The following is a 21,570-nucleotide window of genomic DNA, read 5'->3' as shown; positions in this document are numbered from 1 at the left end:
ATGGCTTCCCATTTGAGAGTTATTGTAATGCGCGCAGCAGCGCATCGTTGTCGGCGTTATCAGCGATCCGAATATCCTGCCAGCCCAGTTCCCGGGCGAGGTTCGCCAGACGCTCACTGACGACCAGAAGCCGACAGCGGAGTAACCAGTTTTCGCGATACCAAAGCGGTATCAGCGACCAAAGCTGTTGTAACATTTCACCGCTGGTGACCACCAGCGTATTAATTCCGCGCGCGTGCCAGCGCATGGCCTCTTCCGCGCCGTCGTAGTGTTTCCCACAGCGCTGGTAGCACTCAACAAACGTGACGTCAGCCCCGCGTTCACGCAGCGTTTCGCCCAGCAGTTCGCGGCCTCCGTTGCCGCGCAAAATAAGCGCGCGCTTTCCGGCAATAGTTTGTAATTCAGGTAATTGTAGCAAGACTTCGCTGATTTCCCGATCTAACGGATAACGAACATCCGCGCCGCTTACGGTATGAAGCGCCAGTGCCGTTGTGCGGCCAATCGCGAAATAGCGCGGAGCGACAGGCCAGGCCAGGCCCTGCTGTTGCAGCTGCGCGTGGGCAAATTCCACGGCATGCTGCGATAGCGCAAACAGCAGGTCGCCTTCCTGCAGGGTATTCATCTGGTCGGCGAGCGCAGAGAGCTCCCGACCGGGGGAGAATTCAATCAGCGGAAAACTCCAGGCCACCTGCCCCAGTGCGCGCAGACGGCTCACTAACTGCTCTCCTGCGGGAGAAGGGCGGGTGACAAGAATACTCATGCAGGGGGTTCTCCGTTATAGACCTCGGCCAGAATTTCACGCGCGCCGTTATTCAGCAGCTCTTCCGCCAGCGACACGCCAAGCTGCTCGGCATCCTGCGGCTTGCCGCGACGTTCGCCGCGCACCATCTGTGAACCATCCGGGGCGCCGACCAGCGCACGCAGCCACAGTTCACCATCGGTTAATTCAGCATAGCTGCCAATCGGCACCTGACACCCTCCTTCGAGGCGGGTATTCATCGCCCGCTCGGCTTTTACGCGGGTAGCGGTTTCGTCATGGTTCAGCGGGGCGAGCAGCTCGCGGGTGCGCGCATCGTCCAGACGGCACTCGATGCCGACGGCACCCTGACCCACGGCCGGCAGCGACAGCTCTGGCGGCAACGCCACGCGAATGCGTGACTCCAGCCCCAGACGCTTCAGGCCGGCAACGGCGAGAATAATGGCATCGTAATCGCCGTTATCCAGCTTGCCCAGACGCGTGCCAACGTTGCCGCGCAGCGAGCGGATGATAAGGTCAGGACGACGCTCCGCCAGCTGACACTGACGGCGTAAACTGGACGTGCCAACCACGCTACCTGCAGGCAGCGCGTCGAGCGAGTCATAGTGGTTAGAGACAAACGCATCGCGCGGATCTTCGCGCTCGCAGATGGTCACCAGCCCCAGCCCTTCCGGGAACTCGACGGGCACGTCCTTCATCGAATGTACGGCGATATCGGCGCGGTTCTCAAGCAATGCCAGTTCCAGCTCTTTGACAAACAGGCCCTTGCCGCCCACTTTCGCCAGTGGCGTATCAAGGATCACGTCACCGCGCGTGACCATCGGCACCAGCTCGACGCGCAATCCACTGTGGCAGGCTTCAAGGCGCTGCTTAACATAATGTGCCTGCCAGAGCGCGAGAGGGCTTTGGCGTGTGGCAATTCTCAAAACATTGTCTAACATGCTTGTTACCGTCATTATCAATCGCTAACCATCCTAACATTGTTGACTCTGGGATGGCAGTTTTACGGTTGATGAAGCGCGAGAGGGACAAGGCGGCGTATTCGTCAGCCATAGCCGTATTCAGGAATTTACACGTACAGAACGGTGCTACACTTGTATGTAGCGCATCTTTCTTTACGGTCAACCGGCAAGGTGTTAAATTGATCACGTTTTAGACCATTTTTTCGTCGGTACCACCATAATCACAAGGGCGAAAAAAGGGTAACGGTTATCTTTTTGAAATACTGCGGGCTCGCTGTTGTTCGTGTTTTGAATAGCTTACGACACCCGGAAACATCAGGCGATACGTCTTGTACCTCTATATTGAGACTCTGAAACAGAGACTGGATGCCATAAATCAACTGCGTGTGGATCGCGCGCTTGCTGCCATGGGCCCTGCTTTCCAGCAGGTATACAGTCTGCTGCCGACATTATTGCACTATCACCATCCGCTGATGCCTGGCTACCTTGATGGTAACGTTCCCCAGGGCATTTGCCTCTTCACGCCTGATGAAACCCAACAGCATTATCTGAACGAGCTGGAACTCTACCGCGGCATGCCGCCTCAGGTTTCTCCGAAAGGTGAACTGCCTATCACCGGCGTTTACTCAATGGGGAGTACCTCATCGGTAGGGCAGAGCTGTTCTTCGGACCTGGATATCTGGGTCTGCCATCAATCCTGGCTCGATAACGAAGAGCGCCAACTGCTGCAGCGTAAATGCAGCCTGCTGGAGAGCTGGGCGGCCTCGCTCGGCGTGGAAGTGAGCTTCTTCCTGATTGATGAAAACCGTTTCCGCCATAACGAAAGCGGCAGCCTGGGTGGTGAAGACTGCGGCTCGACTCAGCACATCCTGCTGCTGGATGAATTTTACCGTACTGCCGTTCGCCTCGCCGGGAAGCGTATTCTGTGGAATATGGTCCCGTGCGAAGAAGAAGAGCATTACGACGACTACGTCATGTCGCTTTACGCGCAGGGCGTACTGACGCCAAACGAATGGCTGGACCTGGGCGGCCTCAGCTCTCTGTCCGCCGAAGAGTACTTTGGCGCAAGCCTCTGGCAGCTCTACAAAAGTATCGATTCACCGTATAAAGCGGTGCTGAAAACGCTGCTGCTCGAAGCCTACTCGTGGGAATACCCTACGCCGCGCCTGCTGGCGAAAGATATCAAGCAGCGCCTGCACGACGGGGAGATTGTCTCCTACGGGCTCGATGCCTACTGCATGATGCTGGAGCGCGTTACCGAATACCTGAAAGCCATTGATGATTCCACGCGTCTTGACCTGGTGCGTCGATGTTTCTATCTCAAAGTCTGTGAAAAGCTGAGCCGCGAGCGCGCCTGCGTGGGCTGGCGTCGTGAAGTGGTCAGTCAGCTAGTGAAAGAGTGGGGATGGGACGAAGCGCGTCTGTCCATGCTCGATAACCGCGCCAACTGGAAGATCGATCAGGTGCGTGAAGCGCACAATGAACTGCTCGACGCAATGATGCAGAGCTACCGTAACCTGATTCGCTTTGCGCGCCGCAACAACCTCAGCGTGTCCGCCAGCCCGCAGGATATCGGGGTGTTAACCCGTAAGCTGTACGCCGCGTTTGAAGCGCTCCCGGGCAAAGTGACCCTGGTTAACCCGCAGATTTCGCCTGACCTGTCTGAACCAAACCTGACCTTTATTTACGTGCCGCCGGGTCGCGCAAACCGCACCGGGTGGTATCTGTACAACCGTGCGCCAAGCATGGATTCGATCATCAGCCATCAGCCGCTGGAGTATAACCGCTACCTGAACAAGCTGGTGGCGTGGGCCTGGTTTAACGGCCTGCTGACCTCGCGCACGCGCCTGTTTATCAAGGGCAACGAGGTGGTCGATTTAGCCAAGCTGCAGGAGATGGTGGCGGATGTCTCGCACCACTTCCCGCTGCGTCTGCCTGCGCCAACGCCAAAAGCGCTCTACAGCCCGTGCGAGATCCGCCATCTGGCGATCATCGTCAACCTGGAATACGACCCGACGGCGGCCTTCCGCAATCAGGTGGTTCATTTTGACTTCCGCAAGCTGGACGTGTTCAGCTTTGGTGAGCAGCAAAACTGCCTGGTGGGCAGCGTAGACCTGCTGTACCGCAACTCGTGGAACGAAGTGCGTACCCTGCACTTTAACGGCGAGCAGGCGATGATCGAAGCGCTGAAAACCATTCTCGGCAAGATGCACCAGGACGCCGCGCCGCCGGACAGCGTCGAAGTGTTCTGCTACAGCCAGCACCTGCGTGGTTTAATTCGTACCCGCGTGCAGCAGCTGGTTTCTGAATGTATCGAGCTACGTCTCTCCAGCACCCGTCAGGAAACCGGGCGCTTTAAAGCGCTGCGCGTCTCCGGGCAGACCTGGGGCCTGTTCTTCGAGCGTCTGAACGTGTCGGTACAGAAGCTGGAAAACGCCATTGAGTTCTACGGCGCGATTTCACACAACAAGCTGCATGGCCTCTCAGTTCAGGTGGAAACCAACCACGTCAAGCTGCCGCAGGTGGTGGACGGCTTTGCCAGTGAAGGGATTATTCAGTTCTTCTTTGAAGAGTCTGGCGACGATGCCGGGTTCAACATCTACATTCTGGATGAGACCAACCGCGCCGAGGTGTATCACCACTGTGAAGGCAGCAAAGAGGAGCTGGTGCGCGACGTCAGCCGCTTCTACTCTTCCTCGCATGACCGCTTTACCTACGGTTCCAGCTTTATCAACTTCAACCTGCCGCAGTTCTACCAGATTGTGAACGTGGATGGGCGAGCGCAGGTGATCCCGTTCCGTACGCAGGCGATTACCCCAGCAGTACCCGCTAATCAGGATACCGCACCGCTGTTGCAGCAATATTTCTCCTGAGGCTTTTCGCCCGGTGGCGGCTACGCCTTACCGGGCAACAAAACTACCTGAAACTTACATCCTCACCCGCCTGCGCGGTCGCCGCCTGTTCAAGAAGATCCCAGAACGTTTCGCCGCTGCGGTCGCAAACCCACTCGTCACCCTTCAGATCAAAGTGATAGCCGCCCTGTTTGGCCGCCAGCCACACCTGGTGAAGCGGCTCCTGGCGGTTAATAATAATTTTGCTGCCGTTTTCGAAGCTCAGGGTCAGAATGCCGCCGTTGATTTCACAATCGATATCGCTGTCGCCGTCCCAGTCGTCGATACGTTCTTCGATGGTCATCCACAGGGTGTCGGCAAGGCGATGGAATTCACTGTCGTTCATGGTTTTGTTCCTGTTTTTCGTGATGGCGGCAGTATAACGCTAAATAATTCCCGTTGCAGGAAAGCGGCAAACTCTTGCTTTTGTGTCTTCTCCTGCGATGATAGAAACAGATTTGAACTTACGGGCAACTTTATAATGAAAAACGCTTTCCGAACGCTTGCCGTTCTCATCACGCTGTTTAGCCTGACCGGCTGCGGACTGAAGGGACCACTCTACTTTCCACCTGCGGATAAAACCGCGCCGCCGCCGACAAAACCTGTTAACAGCGGCATCGAGTCTTCCACGCCAAAGACTAACGATCGTGGCGACAACGGTGGCCCAACTCAGGTTAACCTCTGACGACAACGTTCTGTACCCGCGCAATGGAGCAAATGATGCAGTTCTCTAAAATGCATGGCCTTGGCAACGATTTTATGGTCGTCGACGCGGTAACGCAGAATGTGTTTTTCTCCCCGGAGCTGATCCGTCGACTGGCGGATCGGCACGTGGGCGTGGGGTTCGATCAGCTGCTGGTGGTTGAGCCGCCCTACGATCCCGACCTCGATTTCCACTACCGTATTTTTAACGCGGACGGTAGCGAGGTTAACCAGTGCGGCAACGGCGCGCGCTGTTTTGCCCGCTTTGTCCGCCTGAAAGGGCTGACCAACAAGCGCGATATTCGGGTCAGCACCGCTAACGGCCGCATGGTGCTCAGCGTCACTGACGACGAGCTGGTGCGCGTGAATATGGGCGAGCCTAATTTCGAGCCTTCCGCCGTGCCGTTTCGCGCAAACAAAGCGGAAAAGACCTATATTATGCGTGCGGCCGAGCAGACAGTATTGTGCGGCGTCGTTTCGATGGGTAACCCGCACTGCGTGATTCAGGTGGATGACGTGGAAACTGCGGCGGTCGAAACGCTCGGTCCGGTGCTGGAAAGCCACGAGCGGTTCCCGGAGCGCGCGAACATCGGCTTTATGCAGGTGGTGAAGCGTGAGCACATCCGCCTGCGGGTGTACGAGCGCGGCGCGGGCGAGACTCAGGCCTGCGGAAGCGGTGCCTGTGCGGCCGTCGCCGTCGGGATCTCTCAGGGGTTACTGGCAGAAGAGGTTCGCGTGGAATTACCGGGCGGTCGGCTTGATATCGCCTGGAAAGGACCGGGTCATCCACTGTATATGACGGGCCCGGCGACACATGTTTATGACGGGTTTATCCATCTATGAAACAACCAGGGGAAGAACTGCAGGAAACAGTGACGGAACTGGACGACAGCGCTGTTGTTGATTATCTGCTGAACAATCCTGAGTTTTTTATTCGCAATGCGCGCGTCGTTGAACAGATGCGCGTGCCGCATCCGGTTCGCGGGACCGTGTCGCTGGTCGAATGGCACATGGCGCGCTCGCGCAACCACATCAATCAGCTTGAAGAGAACATGACGCTGCTGATGGAGCAGGCCAGCACCAACGAAAGCCTGTTCTATCGTCTGCTGCATCTTCAGGCGCGTCTGGCGTCGGCGCACAGCCTTGACGAGTTCCTCAGCCGCTTCCACCGCTGGGCCCGGGAGTTGGGGTTGGCAGGCGCAACGATTCGTCTGTTCCCTGACTGCTGGCGCATTGGCGCACCGTCGGGGTTCACCCATCTGGCTCTGAGCCGTCAGGCGTTTGAGCCGCTGCGCATTCAGCGCCTAGGCCATGCGCACCACTATCTGGGGCCGCTTAACGGGCCAGAGCTGTTGGTGGTGTTACCGGAAGCCAAAGCGATTGGCTCGGTGGCAATGTCGCTGATGGGGCGCGATGGTGACCTGGGGGTAATATTATTTACCAGCCGCGACGCGCACCACTACGAGCAGGGGCAAGCCACGCACCTGCTGCAGGAGATCGCCCTGATGCTGCCCGAGCTGCTGGAGCGCTGGATTGAACGCGTATGACGGACGGACTGCTCGCCACTGACGTCTCGCGCTTTCTGCGCTATCTGGGCGTTGAGCGTCAGCTCAGCCCTGTCACGCTGCTCAACTATCAGCGTCAGCTTGATGCCATCATGCAGATTGCCGACGAAATCGGCCTGAAAAGCTGGCAACAATGTGATGCTGCCACGGTCCGCGGGTTCGTCGTGCGTAGCCGAAAAAAAAATCTCAGTCCGGCAAGCCTGGCGCTCCGGCTCTCCGCGCTGCGCAGTTTCTTCGACTGGCTGGTCAGCCAGGGCGGCCTGAAAGCCAACCCGGCGAAAGGGATCGCCACGCCGAAAGCTCCGCGCCATCTGCCGAAAAATATCGACGTCGACGACGTAAACCGCCTGCTGGATATCGATCTTAACGATCCGCTCGCCGTGCGCGACCGCGCGATGCTGGAGGTGATGTACGGCGCAGGCCTGCGTCTGTCTGAACTGGTGAACCTCGACTTAAATCATCTCGATCTCGACACCGGCGAAGTGTGGGTGATGGGCAAGGGCAGCAAAGAGCGTCGCCTGCCGATTGGCCGCAATGCGGTCTCCTGGATTGAGCACTGGCTGGATCTGCGCGGGCTGTTTGGCGCGGAAGAAGATGCGCTGTTTTTATCGAAGCTCGGCAAGCGGATCTCGGCGCGTAACGTGCAGAAGCGCTTTGCGGAGTGGGGCATTAAGCAGGGGCTGAACAGCCACGTTCACCCGCACAAGCTGCGCCACTCCTTTGCGACACACATGCTGGAATCGAGCGGCGATCTGCGCGGCGTGCAGGAACTGCTTGGCCACGCGAATCTGTCGACCACTCAAATCTACACCCACTTAGACTTCCAACACCTTGCCTCGGTGTATGACGCGGCGCATCCACGCGCCAAACGGGGGAAATAATGCGTTTTTACCGCCCACTAGGTCAGATCTCAGCCCTGACGTTTGACCTTGATGACACCCTTTATGACAACCGCGAGGTGATCCTGCGTACCGAGCAGGAGTCGCTGGCGTTTGTACAGAACTACCACCCCGCGCTGAAAGCGATGCAAAACAAGGATTTCCAGAAGCTGCGCCAGTCCCTGCGGGAGACCGAACCGGACATTTACCATGATGTGACCGAATGGCGTCGCCGTGCGGTTGAGCAGGCGATGCTCAACGCTGGCCTGAGCGCGCAGGATGCGGCCATCGGTGCTGAAGCGGCAATGGAAAACTTCGCCAAATGGCGCAGCCGTATCGACGTGCCGCAGGAGACCCACGACACGCTGGCGACGCTTGCCGAAAAGTGGCCGCTGGTGGCCATTACCAACGGTAATGCCCAGCCGGAGCTGTTTGGTCTCAGCGATTACTTTGAGTTCGTGCTGCGCGCGGGTCCGCACGGGCGCGCGAAGCCGTTCAGTGACATGTACCATCTGGCGGCAGATAAACTTAACCTGCCGCTGGGTGAGATCCTGCACGTGGGGGATGACCTGACCACGGACGTGGCCGGCGCCATCCGCTGCGGGATGCAGGCCTGCTGGATCAGGCCAGAAAATGCGGAGCTGATGACCGCAACCGACAGCCGTCTTCTGCCGCACGTGGAAATTTCGCGGTTGGCATCCCTCACGACGCTGATATAATCATCAATTGTTCTGTATAAATTAACAGGGTTTTGGCGAATGGAAACAGTTGCCTGCCCGACATGACGTGACGGTGCCAATGGACGTTTCTTACCTGCTCGACAGCCTTAATGACAAACAGCGTGACGCGGTTGCCGCCTCGCGCACCAACCTGCTGGTTCTGGCTGGGGCGGGCAGTGGTAAGACGCGCGTGCTGGTTCACCGCATCGCCTGGCTGCAGAGCGTGGAGAACTGCTCGCCGTACTCCATCATGGCGGTCACGTTTACCAACAAGGCGGCGGCGGAGATGCGCCACCGCATCGCCCAACTGATGGGCACCAGCCAGGGCGGCATGTGGGTTGGTACCTTCCACGGCCTGGCGCACCGCCTGCTGCGCGCGCACCATATGGACGCCAATCTACCGCAGGATTTCCAGATCCTCGACAGCGAAGATCAGCTCCGTCTGCTGAAGCGCCTGATCAAGGCGATGAATCTCGACGAGAAGCAGTGGCCGCCGCGTCAGGCGATGTGGTACATCAACGGCCAGAAGGACGAGGGGCTGCGCCCGCACCACATTCAGAGCTTCGGCAACCCGGTCGAGCAGACCTGGCAGAACGTCTACAAGGCCTACCAGGAAGCGTGCGATCGCGCCGGCCTGGTGGATTTCGCCGAGCTGCTGCTGCGCGCCCACGAGCTGTGGCTCAACAAGCCGCACATCCTGCAGCACTACCGCGAACGCTTCACCAATATCCTGGTGGACGAATTCCAGGATACCAACAACATCCAGTACGCGTGGATCCGCCTGCTGGCGGGGGATACCGGCAAGGTGATGATCGTGGGCGATGACGACCAGTCGATCTACGGCTGGCGCGGGGCGCAGGTGGAGAACATCCAGCGCTTCCTCAACGATTTCCCCGGCGCGGAAACCATTCGTCTGGAGCAGAACTACCGCTCAACCAGCAACATCCTGAGCGCGGCCAACGCCCTGATTGAGAATAATAACGGGCGTCTGGGGAAAAAGCTGTGGACCGACGGCGTCGACGGCGAACCGATTTCGATTTACTGCGCCTTCAACGAGCTCGACGAAGCCCGGTTCGTGGTGAACCGCATCAAAACCTGGCAGGACAACGGCGGCGCGCTGGAGCAGTGCGCTATTCTCTACCGCAGCAACGCCCAGTCGCGCGTGCTGGAAGAGGCGCTGCTGCAGGTGAGCATGCCTTACCGCATTTACGGCGGCATGCGCTTCTTCGAGCGTCAGGAAATCAAAGATGCGCTCTCATACCTGCGCCTGATCGCTAACCGCAACGACGACGCGGCGTTTGAGCGCGTCGTCAATACGCCGACGCGCGGCATTGGCGACCGTACGCTGGACGTAGTGCGTCAGGCCTCGCGCGATCGCCAGCTGACGCTGTGGCAGGCGTGCCGCGAGCTGCTCCAGGAAAAAGCCCTCGCTGGACGTGCCGCCAGCGCATTGCAGCGCTTCCTGGAATTAATTGATGCCCTGGCGCAGGAAACCGCCGACATGCCGCTGCACGTGCAGACCGACCGGGTGATTAAAGACTCCGGCCTGCGCACCATGTACGAGCAGGAAAAAGGCGAGAAGGGCCAGACCCGTATTGAGAACTTAGAGGAACTGGTCACGGCAACGCGCCAGTTCAGCTATAACGAAGAAGACGAAGATCTGATGCCGCTGCAGGCGTTCCTCTCCCACGCTGCGCTGGAGGCGGGCGAAGGGCAGGCTGACACCTGGCAGGATGCGGTTCAGCTGATGACCCTGCACTCCGCCAAAGGTCTGGAGTTCCCGCAGGTGTTCATCGTCGGGATGGAAGAAGGAATGTTCCCGAGCCAGATGTCGCTGGATGAAGGCGGGCGTCTGGAAGAGGAACGTCGACTGGCCTACGTGGGCGTGACGCGTGCGATGCAAAAGCTAACGCTAACCTACGCGGAAACCCGCCGCCTGTACGGTAAAGAGGTCTATCACCGTCCGTCGCGCTTTATCGGCGAACTGCCGGAGGAGTGCGTGGAGGAGGTGCGTCTGCGCGCCAGCATCAGCCGCCCGATTAGCCATCCGCGCATGGGGTCGCCGATCTCTGAAACCGACACCGGTTATAAGCTTGGCCAGCGCGTGCGCCATTCGAAGTTTGGCGAAGGCACCATTGTGAATCTGGAAGGCAGCGGCGAGCACAGCCGCCTGCAGGTCGCGTTCCAGGGGCAGGGGATTAAATGGCTGGTGGCGGCCTATGCGAAGCTGGAAACAGTCTAACATTCAGAAATATATCATTATTTTGTAATAATCTGCTAGCCTTATACGTTGAAGGTCAATTAATGCCCTTCAGCGTTCCGTTGCGTGTTGACGCCACAGTTATAGCTGGCGTAACATGCGCGCACGATTACGCTAAGAGGACATTCGCCTTGGACACACCCAGTAGATACTGGCTCAATTCCCTGTCATCCAGGAACAACTCCTAAGGCTATCTCCTCTTGCTGATGGCCTTAGTGGTTGTCAGCGACTGCATTATTCCCGTCGCGCTGAGTCAGGCTGTTTAATGGTCTGAAACCCAATTTGTTTCTGTGTGCCCACCGAACTGTCCGATATTTTTTGCATTGGGAGTCCCGGTCATGTTGAGCGCATTTCAACTCGAAAATAACCGACTGACTCGGCTTGAAGCCGAAGAGTCACAGCCCCTCATTGATGCCGTATGGGTGGATCTGGTCGAGCCGGACGACGATGAGCGCCTTCGCGTACAATCTGAGCTGGGGCAAAGCCTGGCAACCCGCCCGGAACTGGAAGACATCGAAGCCTCCGCGCGTTTCTTTGAAGATGAAGACGGCCTGCACATTCACTCCTTCTTCTTCTTTGAAGATGCAGAAGACCACGCGGGTAACTCCACCGTGGCGTTTACCATTCGCGACGGTCGTCTGTTCACTCTACGCGAGCGTGAGCTGCCGGCATTTCGTCTCTACCGCATGCGCGCCCGCAGCCAGGCGATGGTGGACGGTAACGCTTACGAGCTGCTGCTCGATCTGTTCGAGACCAAAATTGAACAGCTGGCGGACGAAATTGAAAACATCTACAGCGATCTGGAAAAGCTGAGCCGCGTGATCATGGAAGGCCATCAGGGCGATGAGTACGATGAAGCGTTGTCAACGCTGGCAGAGCTGGAGGATATCGGCTGGAAGGTGCGTTTGTGTCTGATGGATACCCAGCGCGCGCTGAACTTCCTGGTGCGCAAGGCGCGTCTGCCGGGCGGTCAGCTGGAGCAGGCGCGTGAGATCCTGCGCGATATCGAATCCCTGCTGCCGCACAACGAATCCCTGTTCCAGAAGGTGAACTTCCTGATGCAGGCGGCGATGGGCTTTATCAACATCGAGCAGAACCGCATCATTAAGATCTTCTCGGTGGTGTCCGTGGTGTTCCTGCCGCCGACGCTGGTGGCGTCCAGCTATGGGATGAACTTTGAGTTTATGCCTGAGCTGAAGTGGAGCTTTGGCTACCCGGGGGCGATTATCTTCATGATCCTCGCCGGGCTGGCGCCGTATCTCTACTTTAAGCGTCGTAACTGGCTGTAAAATCTGGCGGGTGGCGCTGCGCTTACCCGCCCTACGATCGAATTCCCTCTCCCTGTGGGAGAGGGTGAGGGCAACATCACAGCCCTTTGCGCGCCCTGCGCTGGGTATAAATCGCATCCGCGACAAAAATCGCCAGTGCCACCCAGATAAAGGCGAACGTCACCATCTTATCCGCACCCGGCACTTCGCCGTAAAACACCACCGCCAGCAGGAACATCAGCGTCGGGCCAATGTACTGGAAGAAGCCCAGCGTGGAGAGACGCAGGCGCGTCGCCGCACCGGTAAAGCACAGCAGCGGAATGGTGGTCACCACACCCGCCGCCATCAGCATCAGGTTCAGCGACCACGTGTTGCTGCCCATATGGCTGGTGGGGCTGTCGGCGATACCGAAGAGATAAATCGCCGCCACCGGCAGTAGCCACAGGGTTTCAAACAGCATCCCGGTTTGGGCTTCCACCGCAATCTTCTTACGTACCAGGCCGTAGAAGGCAAAGCTGAACGCCAGACCGAGGGCGATAACTGGCAGCGAGCCAAACGTCCAGAGCTGCACCAGCACGCCGCAGAAGGCCAGAATCACCGCCACCCACTGCATCCGGCGGAAGCGCTCACCGAGGAAAATCATCCCCAGCACGATGTTCACCAGCGGGTTAATAAAATAACCGAGGCTTGCTTCAAGCATGTGGTGGTTATTCACCGCCCAGATAAACAGCAGCCAGTTTCCGCCAATCAGCACCGCAGAGAGCGCCAGCAGGAGGACCTTTTTCGGGGTTTTGAGCAGCGTTTTAACACCGGACCACTGACGGCTGATGCTCATCAGCGCGATCATAAAGAAGAACGACCAGATGACGCGATGAGTGAGGATCTCATCGGCCGGTACATAGGCGATAAATTTGAAGTACGCCGGGGCGATACCCCAAATAAAATAAGCGGCAAGGGCGAGTAAAACGCCCTGCCGCGTCTGTTTAGCATCCATCGGGAAAATCCGTTACAAAAAAGTGAAGCAATTTTACCCGATTTTGCCGCCTCAACCCACCATATAAGTAGCGGTTGCGCTGGCGATATACACCTGTTCTTCGTTGTGTAATTCAACACGCGCCACGGCAACTTTATTCCCCGCGCGCAGCAGGCTGCTGGTGCAGGTGAAGCGATTTCCGCGGCCCGGGCGAAGATAGTCGACGCGCAGATCGATAGTGCCCATGCGCGCCAGACGCTGGCGGAGTTCGTCTTCATTGATGGTGTCATGACGGGTCAGCGTACTGCCCACGCAGACCAGGCCTGCCGCCACATCCAGCGCGGAGGCAATCACCCCGCCGTGCAAAATACTTTGCGCCCAGTTACCCACCATCATCGGCTGGTTGTTGAAGCTTAACTGGGCAAACTCTTTCTCGTAACGCTCCAGCTCCAGTCCCAGCGCACGGTTAAACGGCATATGGTAAACAAAAATCTCGCCCACGAGTTTTAACACTTCTTCGGCGGTAAGCATGGCTGACATGAGGCATCACATCCTTATTGTTAATGAAATGTTGATTTTATGCCTCAGCAATAAGGAATTCCACTTTCAGAAACGAGGATGCAGCAGTTATCGCAGAAGTCTGTAGAATGTTCGCCTCATAACTATTCAGGTAATTTTACTCTTTGCAGGAGAACACCACCGATGCGGACGTATCTGGCCTGGTTACTGGCGGCGGTTGCGCTGCCCCTCACAGCATATGCGCAGGAAGCGACGATCAAAGAAGTCCATGATAAGCCTGCCGTTAAGGGCAGCATTATCGCCAATATGCTTCAGGAGCATGACAACCCGTTCACGCTCTACCCGTATGACACGAACTACGTGATTTATACCCAGACCAGCGATCTCAACAAAGAGGCGATAAGCTCTTATAACTGGTCTGATAATGCGCGTAAAGATGAGGTGAAGTTCCAGCTCAGCCTCGCGTTCCCGTTCTGGCGCGGTATTCTGGGGCCGAACTCGGTGCTCGGTGCCTCTTACACGCAGAAATCCTGGTGGCAGCTCTCTAACAGCGGCGAATCTTCACCGTTCCGTGAAACCAACTATGAGCCGCAGCTCTTCCTCGGCTTCGCAACGGATTATGAATTCGCTGGCTGGACGCTGCGTGACGTTGAGGTCGGTTTTAATCACGACTCTAACGGCCGGTCTGACCCTACTTCACGCAGCTGGAACCGTGCCTATACGCGCCTGATGGCGCAGAACGGCAACTGGATGGTGGAAGTGAAGCCGTGGTACGTGGTCGGTAGCACGGATGATAACCCGGACATTACCAAATATATGGGCTACTACCAGCTCAAAGTCGGCTACCAGCTAGGCGAAGCCGTGCTGAGCGCGAAAGGCCAGTACAACTGGAACACCGGCTACGGCGGTGCTGAAGTGGGCTTAAGCTATCCGGTGACGAAGCACGTGCGTCTCTATACCCAAGTGTATAGCGGCTATGGCGAGTCGCTGATCGACTACAACTTTAACCAGACTCGCGTTGGCGTAGGCGTAATGCTGAACGATATTCTCTAGGCTGCTCGAATGTTTTTGCGTTAAACGTTGAAGTTTCTCTCTCAGGCGCTGAAAATAGCGCCTGTTTTATTTTTCGCAAATGGGGTTAACGTGGCGCAGGCGGAAGTATTGAATCAGGAGTCGCTGGCTAAACAGGTTTTGCATGAAACCTTTGGCTACCAGCAGTTCCGCCCCGGCCAGGAAACCATCATTGAAACCGTGCTGGAAGGCCGGGACTGTCTGGTAGTAATGCCGACTGGCGGCGGTAAATCTCTCTGCTATCAGGTGCCCGCGCTGGTGCTGAACGGCCTGACGGTCGTGGTATCGCCTCTCATTTCCCTGATGAAAGACCAGGTGGACCAGCTGCTCGCCAACGGCGTGGCGGCGGCCTGTCTGAACTCGACGCAAACCCGCGAGCAGCAGCAAGAGGTCATGGCCGGGTGCCGCACCGGGCAGATTCGCCTGCTGTATATCGCGCCAGAGCGCCTGATGCTGGATAACTTCCTCGATCACCTGGCGCACTGGAACCCGGTCCTGCTGGCGGTCGATGAAGCGCACTGTATCTCCCAGTGGGGACACGATTTCCGCCCGGAATACGCCGCTCTCGGCCAGTTGCGTAAGCGCTTCCCCGAGCTGCCGTTTATGGCGCTTACCGCCACGGCAGATGACACCACGCGTCTGGATATCGTTCGCCTGCTGGGGCTGAACGACCCGTATATTCAGGTCAGCAGCTTCGACCGCCCTAACATCCGCTATATGCTGATGGAAAAGTTCAAGCCGCTGGATCAGCTCCTGCGCTACGTGCAGGAGCAGCGCGGCAAGTCCGGCATCATCTACTGCAACAGCCGTGCTAAGGTGGAAGACACCGCCGCGCGTCTGCAAAACCGCGGCTTTAGCGCCGCTGCTTACCATGCCGGGTTAGAGAACCACATCCGCGCCGACGTGCAGGAGAAATTCCAGCGCGATGACCTGCAAATCGTCGTCGCGACGGTGGCGTTCGGGATGGGCATCAACAAGCCGAACGTGCGCTTTGTGGTGCACTTCGACATCCCCCGCAATATCGAATCCTACTATCAGGAAACCGGCCGCGCCGGGCGTGACGGTCTGCCGGCGGAAGCGATGCTGTTTTACGATCCGGCCGATATGGCGTGGCTGCGCCGCTGTCTGGAAGAGAAGCCACAGGGCCAGCTCCAGGACATCGAGCGCCACAAGCTCAACGCGATGGGCGCCTTCGCTGAAGCGCAAACCTGCCGCCGTCTGGTGCTGCTCAACTACTTTGGTGAAGGGCGACAGGAGCCGTGCGGCAACTGCGATATCTGTCTCGATCCGCCGAAGCAGTACGATGGCCTGATGGACGCGCGCAAAGCGCTCTCTACCATTTACCGCGTGAATCAACGCTTCGGGATGGGCTACGTGGTAGAAGTGCTGCGCGGTGCCAATAACCAGCGTATCCGCGACATGGGCCACGACAAGCTGCCGGTTTACGGCATCGGTAAAGACCAGAGCCACGAGCACTGGGTCAGCATTATTCGTCAGCTGATCCACCTCGGCTTTGCCACGCAGAACATTGCCCAGCACTCCGCCCTGCAGCTGACCGAAGCGGCGCGTCCGGTACTGCGCGGTGATGTTGAACTCAAGCTCGCCGTGCCGCGCGTGGTCGCCCTCAAGCCGCGGGTGATGCAAAAATCGTACGGCGGCAATTACGACCGCAAGCTGTTCGCCAAACTGCGCAAGCTGCGTAAAGCCATCGCCGATGAAGAGAATATCCCGCCTTACGTGGTGTTCAACGACGCGACGCTGATCGAGATGGCCGAGCAGATGCCGCTTAGCGCCAGCGAAATGCTCAGCGTCAACGGCGTCGGCACGCGCAAGCTGGAGCGCTTTGGTAAAGAGTTTATGGCGCTCATCCGTTCCCACGTTGATGGTGATGATGAGGAGTAGTCAGCCGGGCGAAAAAGTGCCAGGATGATGACTCACTAAATTATTTCCCCGCGAGCTAATTATGTTAATGCTATTTCTCACCGTGGCGTTAGTGCACATCGTTGCGCTGATGAGCCCCGGCCCTGACTTTTTCTTCGTGTCGCAAACGGCCGTCAGCCGCTCCCGCAAAGAAGCGATGATGGGCGTGCTCGGTATCACCATGGGCGTTATGGTCTGGGCGGCGGTCGCGCTGCTCGGTCTGAACCTGATCCTGGCGAAGATGGCCTGGCTGCATAACATCATTATGGTTGGCGGCGGGCTGTACCTGTGCTGGATGGGCTACCAGATGCTGCGCGGGGCGCTGAAGAAAGAAGAGCAAAAACCGCAAGAACCAAAAGTAGAGCTGGCAACGGGCGGACGCAGCTTTGTAAAAGGGCTGCTGACCAACCTGGCGAACCCGAAAGCGATTATCTATTTCGGCTCCGTGTTCTCGTTGTTTGTCGGCGACAGCGTCGGCGCGGGCGCACGCTGGGGCATCTTCCTGCTGATCGTCGTTGAAACCTTTGCCTGGTTTACCATTGTGGCCAGCCTGTTCGCCTTACCGGCGATGCGCCGCGGCTACCAGCGTATCGCGAAGTGGATCGACGGCTTCGCCGGCGCGCTGTTCGCCGGCTTCGGCATTCATCTCATCATTTCTCGCTAAGCATGACGCGCTGACGCGAGCAGCGCGCCAACCAGCATAAACAGCGAGCCAAAAACTTTATTCAGGGCCTTCATCTGCTTAGGCCCTTTAATCCACGCCGCAATTCGCTGCGCCAGCGTCGCGTAACCAATCATCACGATAATATCGACAATAATCGTGGTCGCACCCAGCACCACGTACTGCATCACCTGGGGCTGATGCGGCACGATAAACTGCGGAAACAGGGCGGCGAGGAAAACGATGCTCTTCGGGTTGGTCAGGTTAACGAACACCGCGCGCTTAAACAGATGGCCGCGGTTTTGCGTCTGAGCGAGCGTATTCAGGTTGATGGAGCCTGCCGCGCGCCACTGTTGGATACCGAGCCAAATCAGATACGCCGCCCCGGCCCATTTCAGCACTTCAAAGGCCAGCACGGAGCGGGAGAACAGGGTCCCCAGACCAATCCCGACCAGCACAATATGAATGCCCAGCCCGGTCTGCAAACCGGCAATCGACGCCGCCGCACCGCGATAGCCGTGGTTGATGGAGGTGGTCATGGTGTTAATGGCGCCAGAGCCGGGTGAAAGGCTGAGGATTACGGATGTCAGCAGATAGGCGAACCACCACTCGAAGGTCATTTGAAACTCCCGAACCGTCTATTTTTATGCCACAATACGCTATTGTTGAGTCATTTTGTGACCAGTGACGAAAAAAAACGATATTCCCTGGATTACGTGAGTGGAAACCCAATGTTTCAGCAGAAAAAGGACTGGGAAACACGAGAAAACGGATTTGCTGCTTTCTCAATGGGGCCGCTGACCGATTTCTGGCGGCAGCGCGAGGAAGACGAGTTTACCGGCGTCGGGGGCATCCCGGTGCGCTTCGTTCGTTTCCGCAATGAAAAAAATGACCGGGTGATCGTGGTCTGCCCTGGGCGTATCGAAAGCTACGTTAAATATGCCGAACTGGCCTACGATCTGGTCCATATGGGTTTTGATGTGCTGATCATCGACCACCGTGGGCAGGGGCTGTCCGGGCGTATGCTGCCCGACACGCACCGTGGGCACGTGGATCGCTTCAGCGATTACGTCGACGATTTTGCCGCATTCTGGCAGCAGGAATTGCAGCCCGGCCCCTGGCGCAAGCGGTATATCCTTGCGCACTCCATGGGCGGTGCCATTTCGACGCTGTTTTTGCAGCGGTATGAGCACCAGTGCGACGCCATTGCGCTTACCGCGCCGATGTACGGTATCGTTATTCGCTTCCCCGACTGGATGGTGCGCCATCTACTCGACTGGGCTGAGGGCCATCAGCGCATTCGTGAAGGCTATGCCATCGGAACCGGACGCTGGCGCGCATTGCCGTTCGCCATCAACGTCTTGACCCACAGTCGGCAGCGCTATCGCCGCAACCTGCGCTTTTATGCCGATGAACCGCGCTTGCGCGTCGGCGGCCCGACCTGGCACTGGGTGCGGGAGGGTATTCTGGCTGGTGAGCAGGTGCTGGCGGGCGTAGGCGATGATGACACGCCGACGCTTCTGATTCAGGCGGAAGAAGAGCGTGTGGTGGATAACCGCATGCATGACCGCTATTGTGAACTGCGCGCTGCGGCGGGGCACCCCTGCGAAGGGGGTAAACCGCTGGTCATCAACGGCGCGTTCCATGAGATCCTTTTTGAAAAGGACGCTATGCGCTCAGTCGCGCTTAACGCCATTGTTGAATTTTTCAACAGGCATAATTGATTATTGTTTTCCACCAGAGGTTGAAATCCCTATGTACCAGGTTGTTGCATCTGATTTAGATGGCACACTGCTTTCCCCCGACCACACCCTGTCGCCTTACGCGAAAGAGACCTTAAAGCTTCTGACCGCCCGTGGTGTGAACTTTGTGTTTGCCACCGGCCGCCACCACGTGGACGTGGGGCAGATCCGCGATAACCTTGAGATCAAGTCGTACATGATCACCTCCAACGGTGCGCGCGTGCATGATACCGACGGCAACCTGATCTTTACGCACAACCTGGATCGCGATATTGCCGCCGATCTGTTCGGCGTGGTGCATAACAACCCGGCTATCGTCACTAACGTTTACCGCGACGACGAATGGTTCATGAATCGCCACCGCCCGGATGAAATGCGTTTCTTCAGGGAAGCGGTATTCAACTACTCCCTTTATGAGCCGGGTTTGCTGGATCCAGAGGGGATCAGCAAGGTGTTCTTCACCTGCGACAGCCACGAAGAGCTGCTGCCGCTGGAACAGGCGATCAACGCCCGATGGGGCGATCGCGTCAACGTGAGCTTCTCCACCGTGACCTGTCTGGAAGTAATGGCCGGGGGCGTCTCAAAAGGCCACGCGCTCGAAGCCGTCGCGAAACGACTGGGCTTTGAGCTGAAGGACTGTATCGCCTTCGGCGACGGCATGAACGACGCCGAGATGCTTTCGATGGCAGGCAAGGGCTGCATTATGGAAAACGCACACCAGCGTCTGAAAGATTTGCACCCGGAGCTGGAAGTGATCGGCACCAACGCAGACAACGCGGTACCGAAGTATCTGCGCAAGCTTTTCCTTGAATAATCTTCATTTGGTTGTTTATTGCTCAGTTGTCAACTAAAGAGTTCGCTACAATGCCTCTCCTTCTTTCTGAGAGACAAGCATTGTGGCGCTACTCATTATCACCACTATCCTGTGGGCCTTCTCCTTTAGCCTGATTGGCGAATACCTTGCCGGTTCGGTCGACAGCTACTTCTCGGTGCTGATGCGCGTGGGGCTGGCGGCGCTGGTATTCCTGCCGTTCCTGCGCACGCGCGGGCAATCGCTGAAAACCATTTTGCTCTACATGCTGGTGGGCGCGATGCAGCTCGGCATCATGTATCTGTTTAGCTTCCGGGCTTACGTCTACTTGTCCGTCTCTGAATTCTTGCTCTTTACCGTGCTGACGCCGCTCTATATCACGCTGATTTACGACCTGCTCAGCAGACGCCGTCTGCGCTGGGGATACCTGCTGAGCGCCGCGCTGGCGGTGGTCGGTGCGGCGATAATTCGCTATGACAAAGTAAGCGATCACTTCTGGACCGGGCTGATGTTCGTCCAGCTCGCCAATATCAGCTTTGCTATCGGCATGGTAGGCTACAAACGCCTGATGGAAACCCGCCCTATGCCGCAGCACAACGCGTTTGCGTGGTTCTATATGGGTGCGGCGATTGTCGCGGTGGCGGCGTGGTTTCTGCTCGGCAACCCGCAAAAGCTGCCGACCACCAACGTGCAGTGGAGCGTTCTGGTCTGGCTGGGCGTGGTGGCGTCAGGGTTGGGGTACTTCATGTGGAACTACGGCGCTACGCAGGTCGACGCCGGGACGCTGGGGATCATGAACAACGTGCATGTGCCAGCGGGGCTGCTGGTGAACCTCGCCATCTGGCAGGAACAGCCGCACTGGCCGAGCTTCCTTATTGGGGGAGCGGTGATCCTGGCTTCGCTGTGGGTCCATCGCCGCTGGGTCGCTCCGCGCTCCGCACAAACGGAAGGTGGTCGCACGCGTGGTTCCGCGCTGAGCGAATAAACGCTTCCGTAACGGGCTGACGCTGCTCTCCGTCGCGCACGGCGGCGTACAGCCGGCTCCACAGTCCTTCTCCCAGGGTTTTGGTGACCACCAGACCCTGGCGTTCAAAACTCTCCACCACCCAGTGCGGCAGCGCCGCAATCCCCATGCTGGCCGCCACCATCTGAATCAACAGCAGGGTGTTATCCACGCTTTTCAGCTGCGGGCTAATGCCTGCTGGCTGCAGGAAGTGGCGCCAGATATCCAGACGACTGCGCTGGACCGGATAAATTAGCAGCGTTTCCGTCGCCAGGTCTTCCGGCGTGATGCGCGTTTTGGCCGCCAGCGGATGGTCCGGCGCCAGCACCAGGCGCACTTCATAATCGAACATCGGTGAATAATGCAGGCCGCTGCGCGGCAGGATGTCGGACGTCATCACCAGATCCAGTTCGCCCTGCTGGAGCGAAGGCTGCGGGTCGAACGTCACGCCGGATTTAAAGTCCATCTCCACCTGCGGCCACTTCTGGCGAAAGTTTTCAAGCGCGGGGGTCAGCCACTGAATACAGCTGTGGCACTCAATGGCGATGCGCAGTTTGGTCTGCTGCGGCTCGTTACACGCCTGCAGCGCGCTGGCGATCTGCGGCAGCACCTGATTCGCCAGCTGAAGAAGAATTTCACCCTGCGGCGTAAAGCGCAGGGGCTGGCTCTTACGCACAAAAAGACGAAATCCGAGGCGTTGTTCCAGATCGCTGAACTGGTGAGAAAGGGCGGACTGGGTCTGGTGCAGCGTGGCCGCAGCCGCCGCGAGCGAACCGCAGTTCCGCAACGCTTGTAGCGTTTTCAGGTGTTTAATCTCGATCATGAAAGTCCTTCACTCCGCCATGAACATTTTGCGCTTGAGGAATAT

22 protein-coding genes are annotated in these 21,570 nt (G+C 57.7%); 15 read left to right on the top strand and 7 right to left on the bottom strand.

The features are described from left to right. Nucleotides 1-19: 19 nt before the first annotated feature. Nucleotides 20-760, bottom strand: a complete 741-nt coding sequence (gene hemD, locus AC4ICF_RS22385; protein ID WP_163330939.1) for a uroporphyrinogen-III synthase — start codon at nt 758-760, stop codon at nt 20-22. Then, the gene (gene hemC, locus AC4ICF_RS22380; RefSeq protein ID WP_162874998.1) at nt 757-1,698 is read right to left on the bottom strand and encodes a hydroxymethylbilane synthase; all 942 of its coding nucleotides are present in this window, start codon (nt 1,696-1,698) and stop codon (nt 757-759) included. The genes hemD and hemC overlap by 4 nt, the downstream gene beginning before the upstream one ends. Nucleotides 1,699-2,048: 350 nt before the next feature. On the opposite strand from hemC, the gene cyaA reads away from it, so the two are divergent. Further along, nucleotides 2,049-4,592 (top strand): class I adenylate cyclase, encoded by a 2,544-nt coding sequence (gene cyaA, locus AC4ICF_RS22375; protein WP_116343703.1) that lies wholly within the window; start codon nt 2,049-2,051, stop codon nt 4,590-4,592. 43 nt (nt 4,593-4,635) lie between these two features. On the opposite strand, the gene cyaY is transcribed toward cyaA, so the two are convergent. Further along, nucleotides 4,636-4,956 carry an iron donor protein CyaY gene (cyaY, locus tag AC4ICF_RS22370; RefSeq protein ID WP_003860816.1) on the bottom strand — a complete coding sequence of 107 codons (321 nt, stop codon included), beginning with the start codon at nt 4,954-4,956 and terminating at the stop codon, nt 4,636-4,638. 135 nt (nt 4,957-5,091) lie between these two features. Between cyaY and lptM the strand changes: the two genes are divergently transcribed. From lptM to corA, 8 genes are all read left to right on the top strand, one after another. Beyond that, nucleotides 5,092-5,295, top strand: coding sequence for an LPS translocon maturation chaperone LptM (gene lptM, locus AC4ICF_RS22365; protein WP_041911830.1), 204 nt, complete (start codon nt 5,092-5,094; stop codon nt 5,293-5,295). A 35-nt stretch (nt 5,296-5,330) separates the two neighbouring features. Further along, entirely contained in the window at nt 5,331-6,155 is an 825-nt protein-coding gene (gene dapF / locus AC4ICF_RS22360; RefSeq protein ID WP_061096761.1) for a diaminopimelate epimerase, read from the top strand. Next, nucleotides 6,152-6,859, top strand: a complete 708-nt coding sequence (locus AC4ICF_RS22355) for a DUF484 domain-containing protein (protein WP_316380869.1) — start codon at nt 6,152-6,154, stop codon at nt 6,857-6,859. The genes dapF and AC4ICF_RS22355 overlap by 4 nt, the downstream gene beginning before the upstream one ends. After that, a complete protein-coding gene (gene xerC / locus AC4ICF_RS22350; RefSeq protein ID WP_316380871.1) occupies nt 6,856-7,758 on the top strand; it encodes a tyrosine recombinase XerC in 903 nt (300 codons plus the stop codon). Before AC4ICF_RS22355 ends, xerC begins: the two co-directional genes overlap by 4 nt. After that, nucleotides 7,758-8,474 carry a 5-amino-6-(5-phospho-D-ribitylamino)uracil phosphatase YigB gene (gene yigB, locus AC4ICF_RS22345; protein WP_116343706.1) on the top strand — a complete coding sequence of 239 codons (717 nt, stop codon included), beginning with the start codon at nt 7,758-7,760 and terminating at the stop codon, nt 8,472-8,474. The genes xerC and yigB overlap by 1 nt, the downstream gene beginning before the upstream one ends. Before the next feature lie 79 nt (nt 8,475-8,553). Continuing rightward, nucleotides 8,554-10,716 carry a DNA helicase II gene (gene uvrD, locus AC4ICF_RS22340; protein WP_316380885.1) on the top strand — a complete coding sequence of 721 codons (2,163 nt, stop codon included), beginning with the start codon at nt 8,554-8,556 and terminating at the stop codon, nt 10,714-10,716. Between the two features lie 149 nt (nt 10,717-10,865). Continuing rightward, the gene (gene ysgD / locus AC4ICF_RS22335) at nt 10,866-10,922 is read left to right on the top strand and encodes a YsgD/CorL family protein (protein WP_212743980.1); all 57 of its coding nucleotides are present in this window, start codon (nt 10,866-10,868) and stop codon (nt 10,920-10,922) included. A 150-nt stretch (nt 10,923-11,072) separates the two neighbouring features. Further along, the gene (gene corA / locus AC4ICF_RS22330) at nt 11,073-12,023 is read left to right on the top strand and encodes a magnesium/cobalt transporter CorA (protein ID WP_008501540.1); all 951 of its coding nucleotides are present in this window, start codon (nt 11,073-11,075) and stop codon (nt 12,021-12,023) included. A gap of 76 nt (nt 12,024-12,099) precedes the next feature. Here corA and rarD read toward each other — a convergent pair whose 3' ends face one another. Both rarD and yigI read right to left on the bottom strand, forming a co-directional pair. Further along, complete coding sequence (rarD, locus tag AC4ICF_RS22325) at nt 12,100-12,996, bottom strand: EamA family transporter RarD (RefSeq protein WP_116343708.1); 897 nt, start codon at nt 12,994-12,996, stop codon at nt 12,100-12,102. A 51-nt stretch (nt 12,997-13,047) separates the two neighbouring features. Continuing rightward, the gene (gene yigI, locus AC4ICF_RS22320) at nt 13,048-13,515 is read right to left on the bottom strand and encodes an acyl-CoA thioesterase YigI (protein WP_028014789.1); all 468 of its coding nucleotides are present in this window, start codon (nt 13,513-13,515) and stop codon (nt 13,048-13,050) included. A 162-nt stretch (nt 13,516-13,677) separates the two neighbouring features. On the opposite strand from yigI, the gene pldA reads away from it, so the two are divergent. The 3 genes from pldA to rhtC all read left to right on the top strand — a co-directional run bounded on the left by pldA (nt 13,678) and on the right by rhtC (nt 17,149). Then, a complete protein-coding gene (gene pldA / locus AC4ICF_RS22315; RefSeq protein ID WP_151413035.1) occupies nt 13,678-14,547 on the top strand; it encodes a phospholipase A in 870 nt (289 codons plus the stop codon). Between the two features lie 90 nt (nt 14,548-14,637). Then, nucleotides 14,638-16,467, top strand: a complete 1,830-nt coding sequence (gene recQ / locus AC4ICF_RS22310) for an ATP-dependent DNA helicase RecQ (protein ID WP_316380873.1) — start codon at nt 14,638-14,640, stop codon at nt 16,465-16,467. A gap of 61 nt (nt 16,468-16,528) precedes the next feature. After that, nucleotides 16,529-17,149 (top strand): threonine export protein RhtC, encoded by a 621-nt coding sequence (gene rhtC / locus AC4ICF_RS22305; RefSeq protein WP_116343709.1) that lies wholly within the window; start codon nt 16,529-16,531, stop codon nt 17,147-17,149. Here rhtC and rhtB read toward each other — a convergent pair. Beyond that, complete coding sequence (gene rhtB / locus AC4ICF_RS22300) at nt 17,146-17,766, bottom strand: homoserine/homoserine lactone efflux protein (RefSeq protein ID WP_316380874.1); 621 nt, start codon at nt 17,764-17,766, stop codon at nt 17,146-17,148. The two genes, rhtC and rhtB, sit on opposite strands and share 4 nt — an antisense overlap. Before the next feature lie 111 nt (nt 17,767-17,877). Here rhtB and pldB point away from each other — a divergent pair, with 111 nt between their 5' ends. The 3 genes from pldB (at nt 17,878) to AC4ICF_RS22285 (ending at nt 20,684) form a co-directional block, all read left to right on the top strand. Further along, nucleotides 17,878-18,870 carry a lysophospholipase L2 gene (gene pldB / locus AC4ICF_RS22295; RefSeq protein ID WP_316380875.1) on the top strand — a complete coding sequence of 331 codons (993 nt, stop codon included), beginning with the start codon at nt 17,878-17,880 and terminating at the stop codon, nt 18,868-18,870. Nucleotides 18,871-18,901: 31 nt separating this feature from the next. After that, nucleotides 18,902-19,702, top strand: coding sequence for a sugar/pyridoxal phosphate phosphatase YigL (gene yigL / locus AC4ICF_RS22290; protein WP_045336944.1), 801 nt, complete (start codon nt 18,902-18,904; stop codon nt 19,700-19,702). Between the two features lie 82 nt (nt 19,703-19,784). After that, nucleotides 19,785-20,684, top strand: coding sequence for a carboxylate/amino acid/amine transporter (locus AC4ICF_RS22285; protein WP_316380878.1), 900 nt, complete (start codon nt 19,785-19,787; stop codon nt 20,682-20,684). Here AC4ICF_RS22285 and metR read toward each other — a convergent pair. Next, a complete protein-coding gene (metR, locus tag AC4ICF_RS22280; RefSeq protein ID WP_116343712.1) occupies nt 20,572-21,525 on the bottom strand; it encodes an HTH-type transcriptional regulator MetR in 954 nt (317 codons plus the stop codon). The two genes, AC4ICF_RS22285 and metR, sit on opposite strands and share 113 nt — an antisense overlap. Between the last annotated feature and the right edge of the window lie 45 nt (nt 21,526-21,570).

This window comes from Enterobacter sp. ECC_219_Taxon_10, from assembly GCF_058354905.1.
Note: the sequence above shows the minus strand (reverse complement) of the source record. Positions and strands in the feature narration are given on the sequence as shown.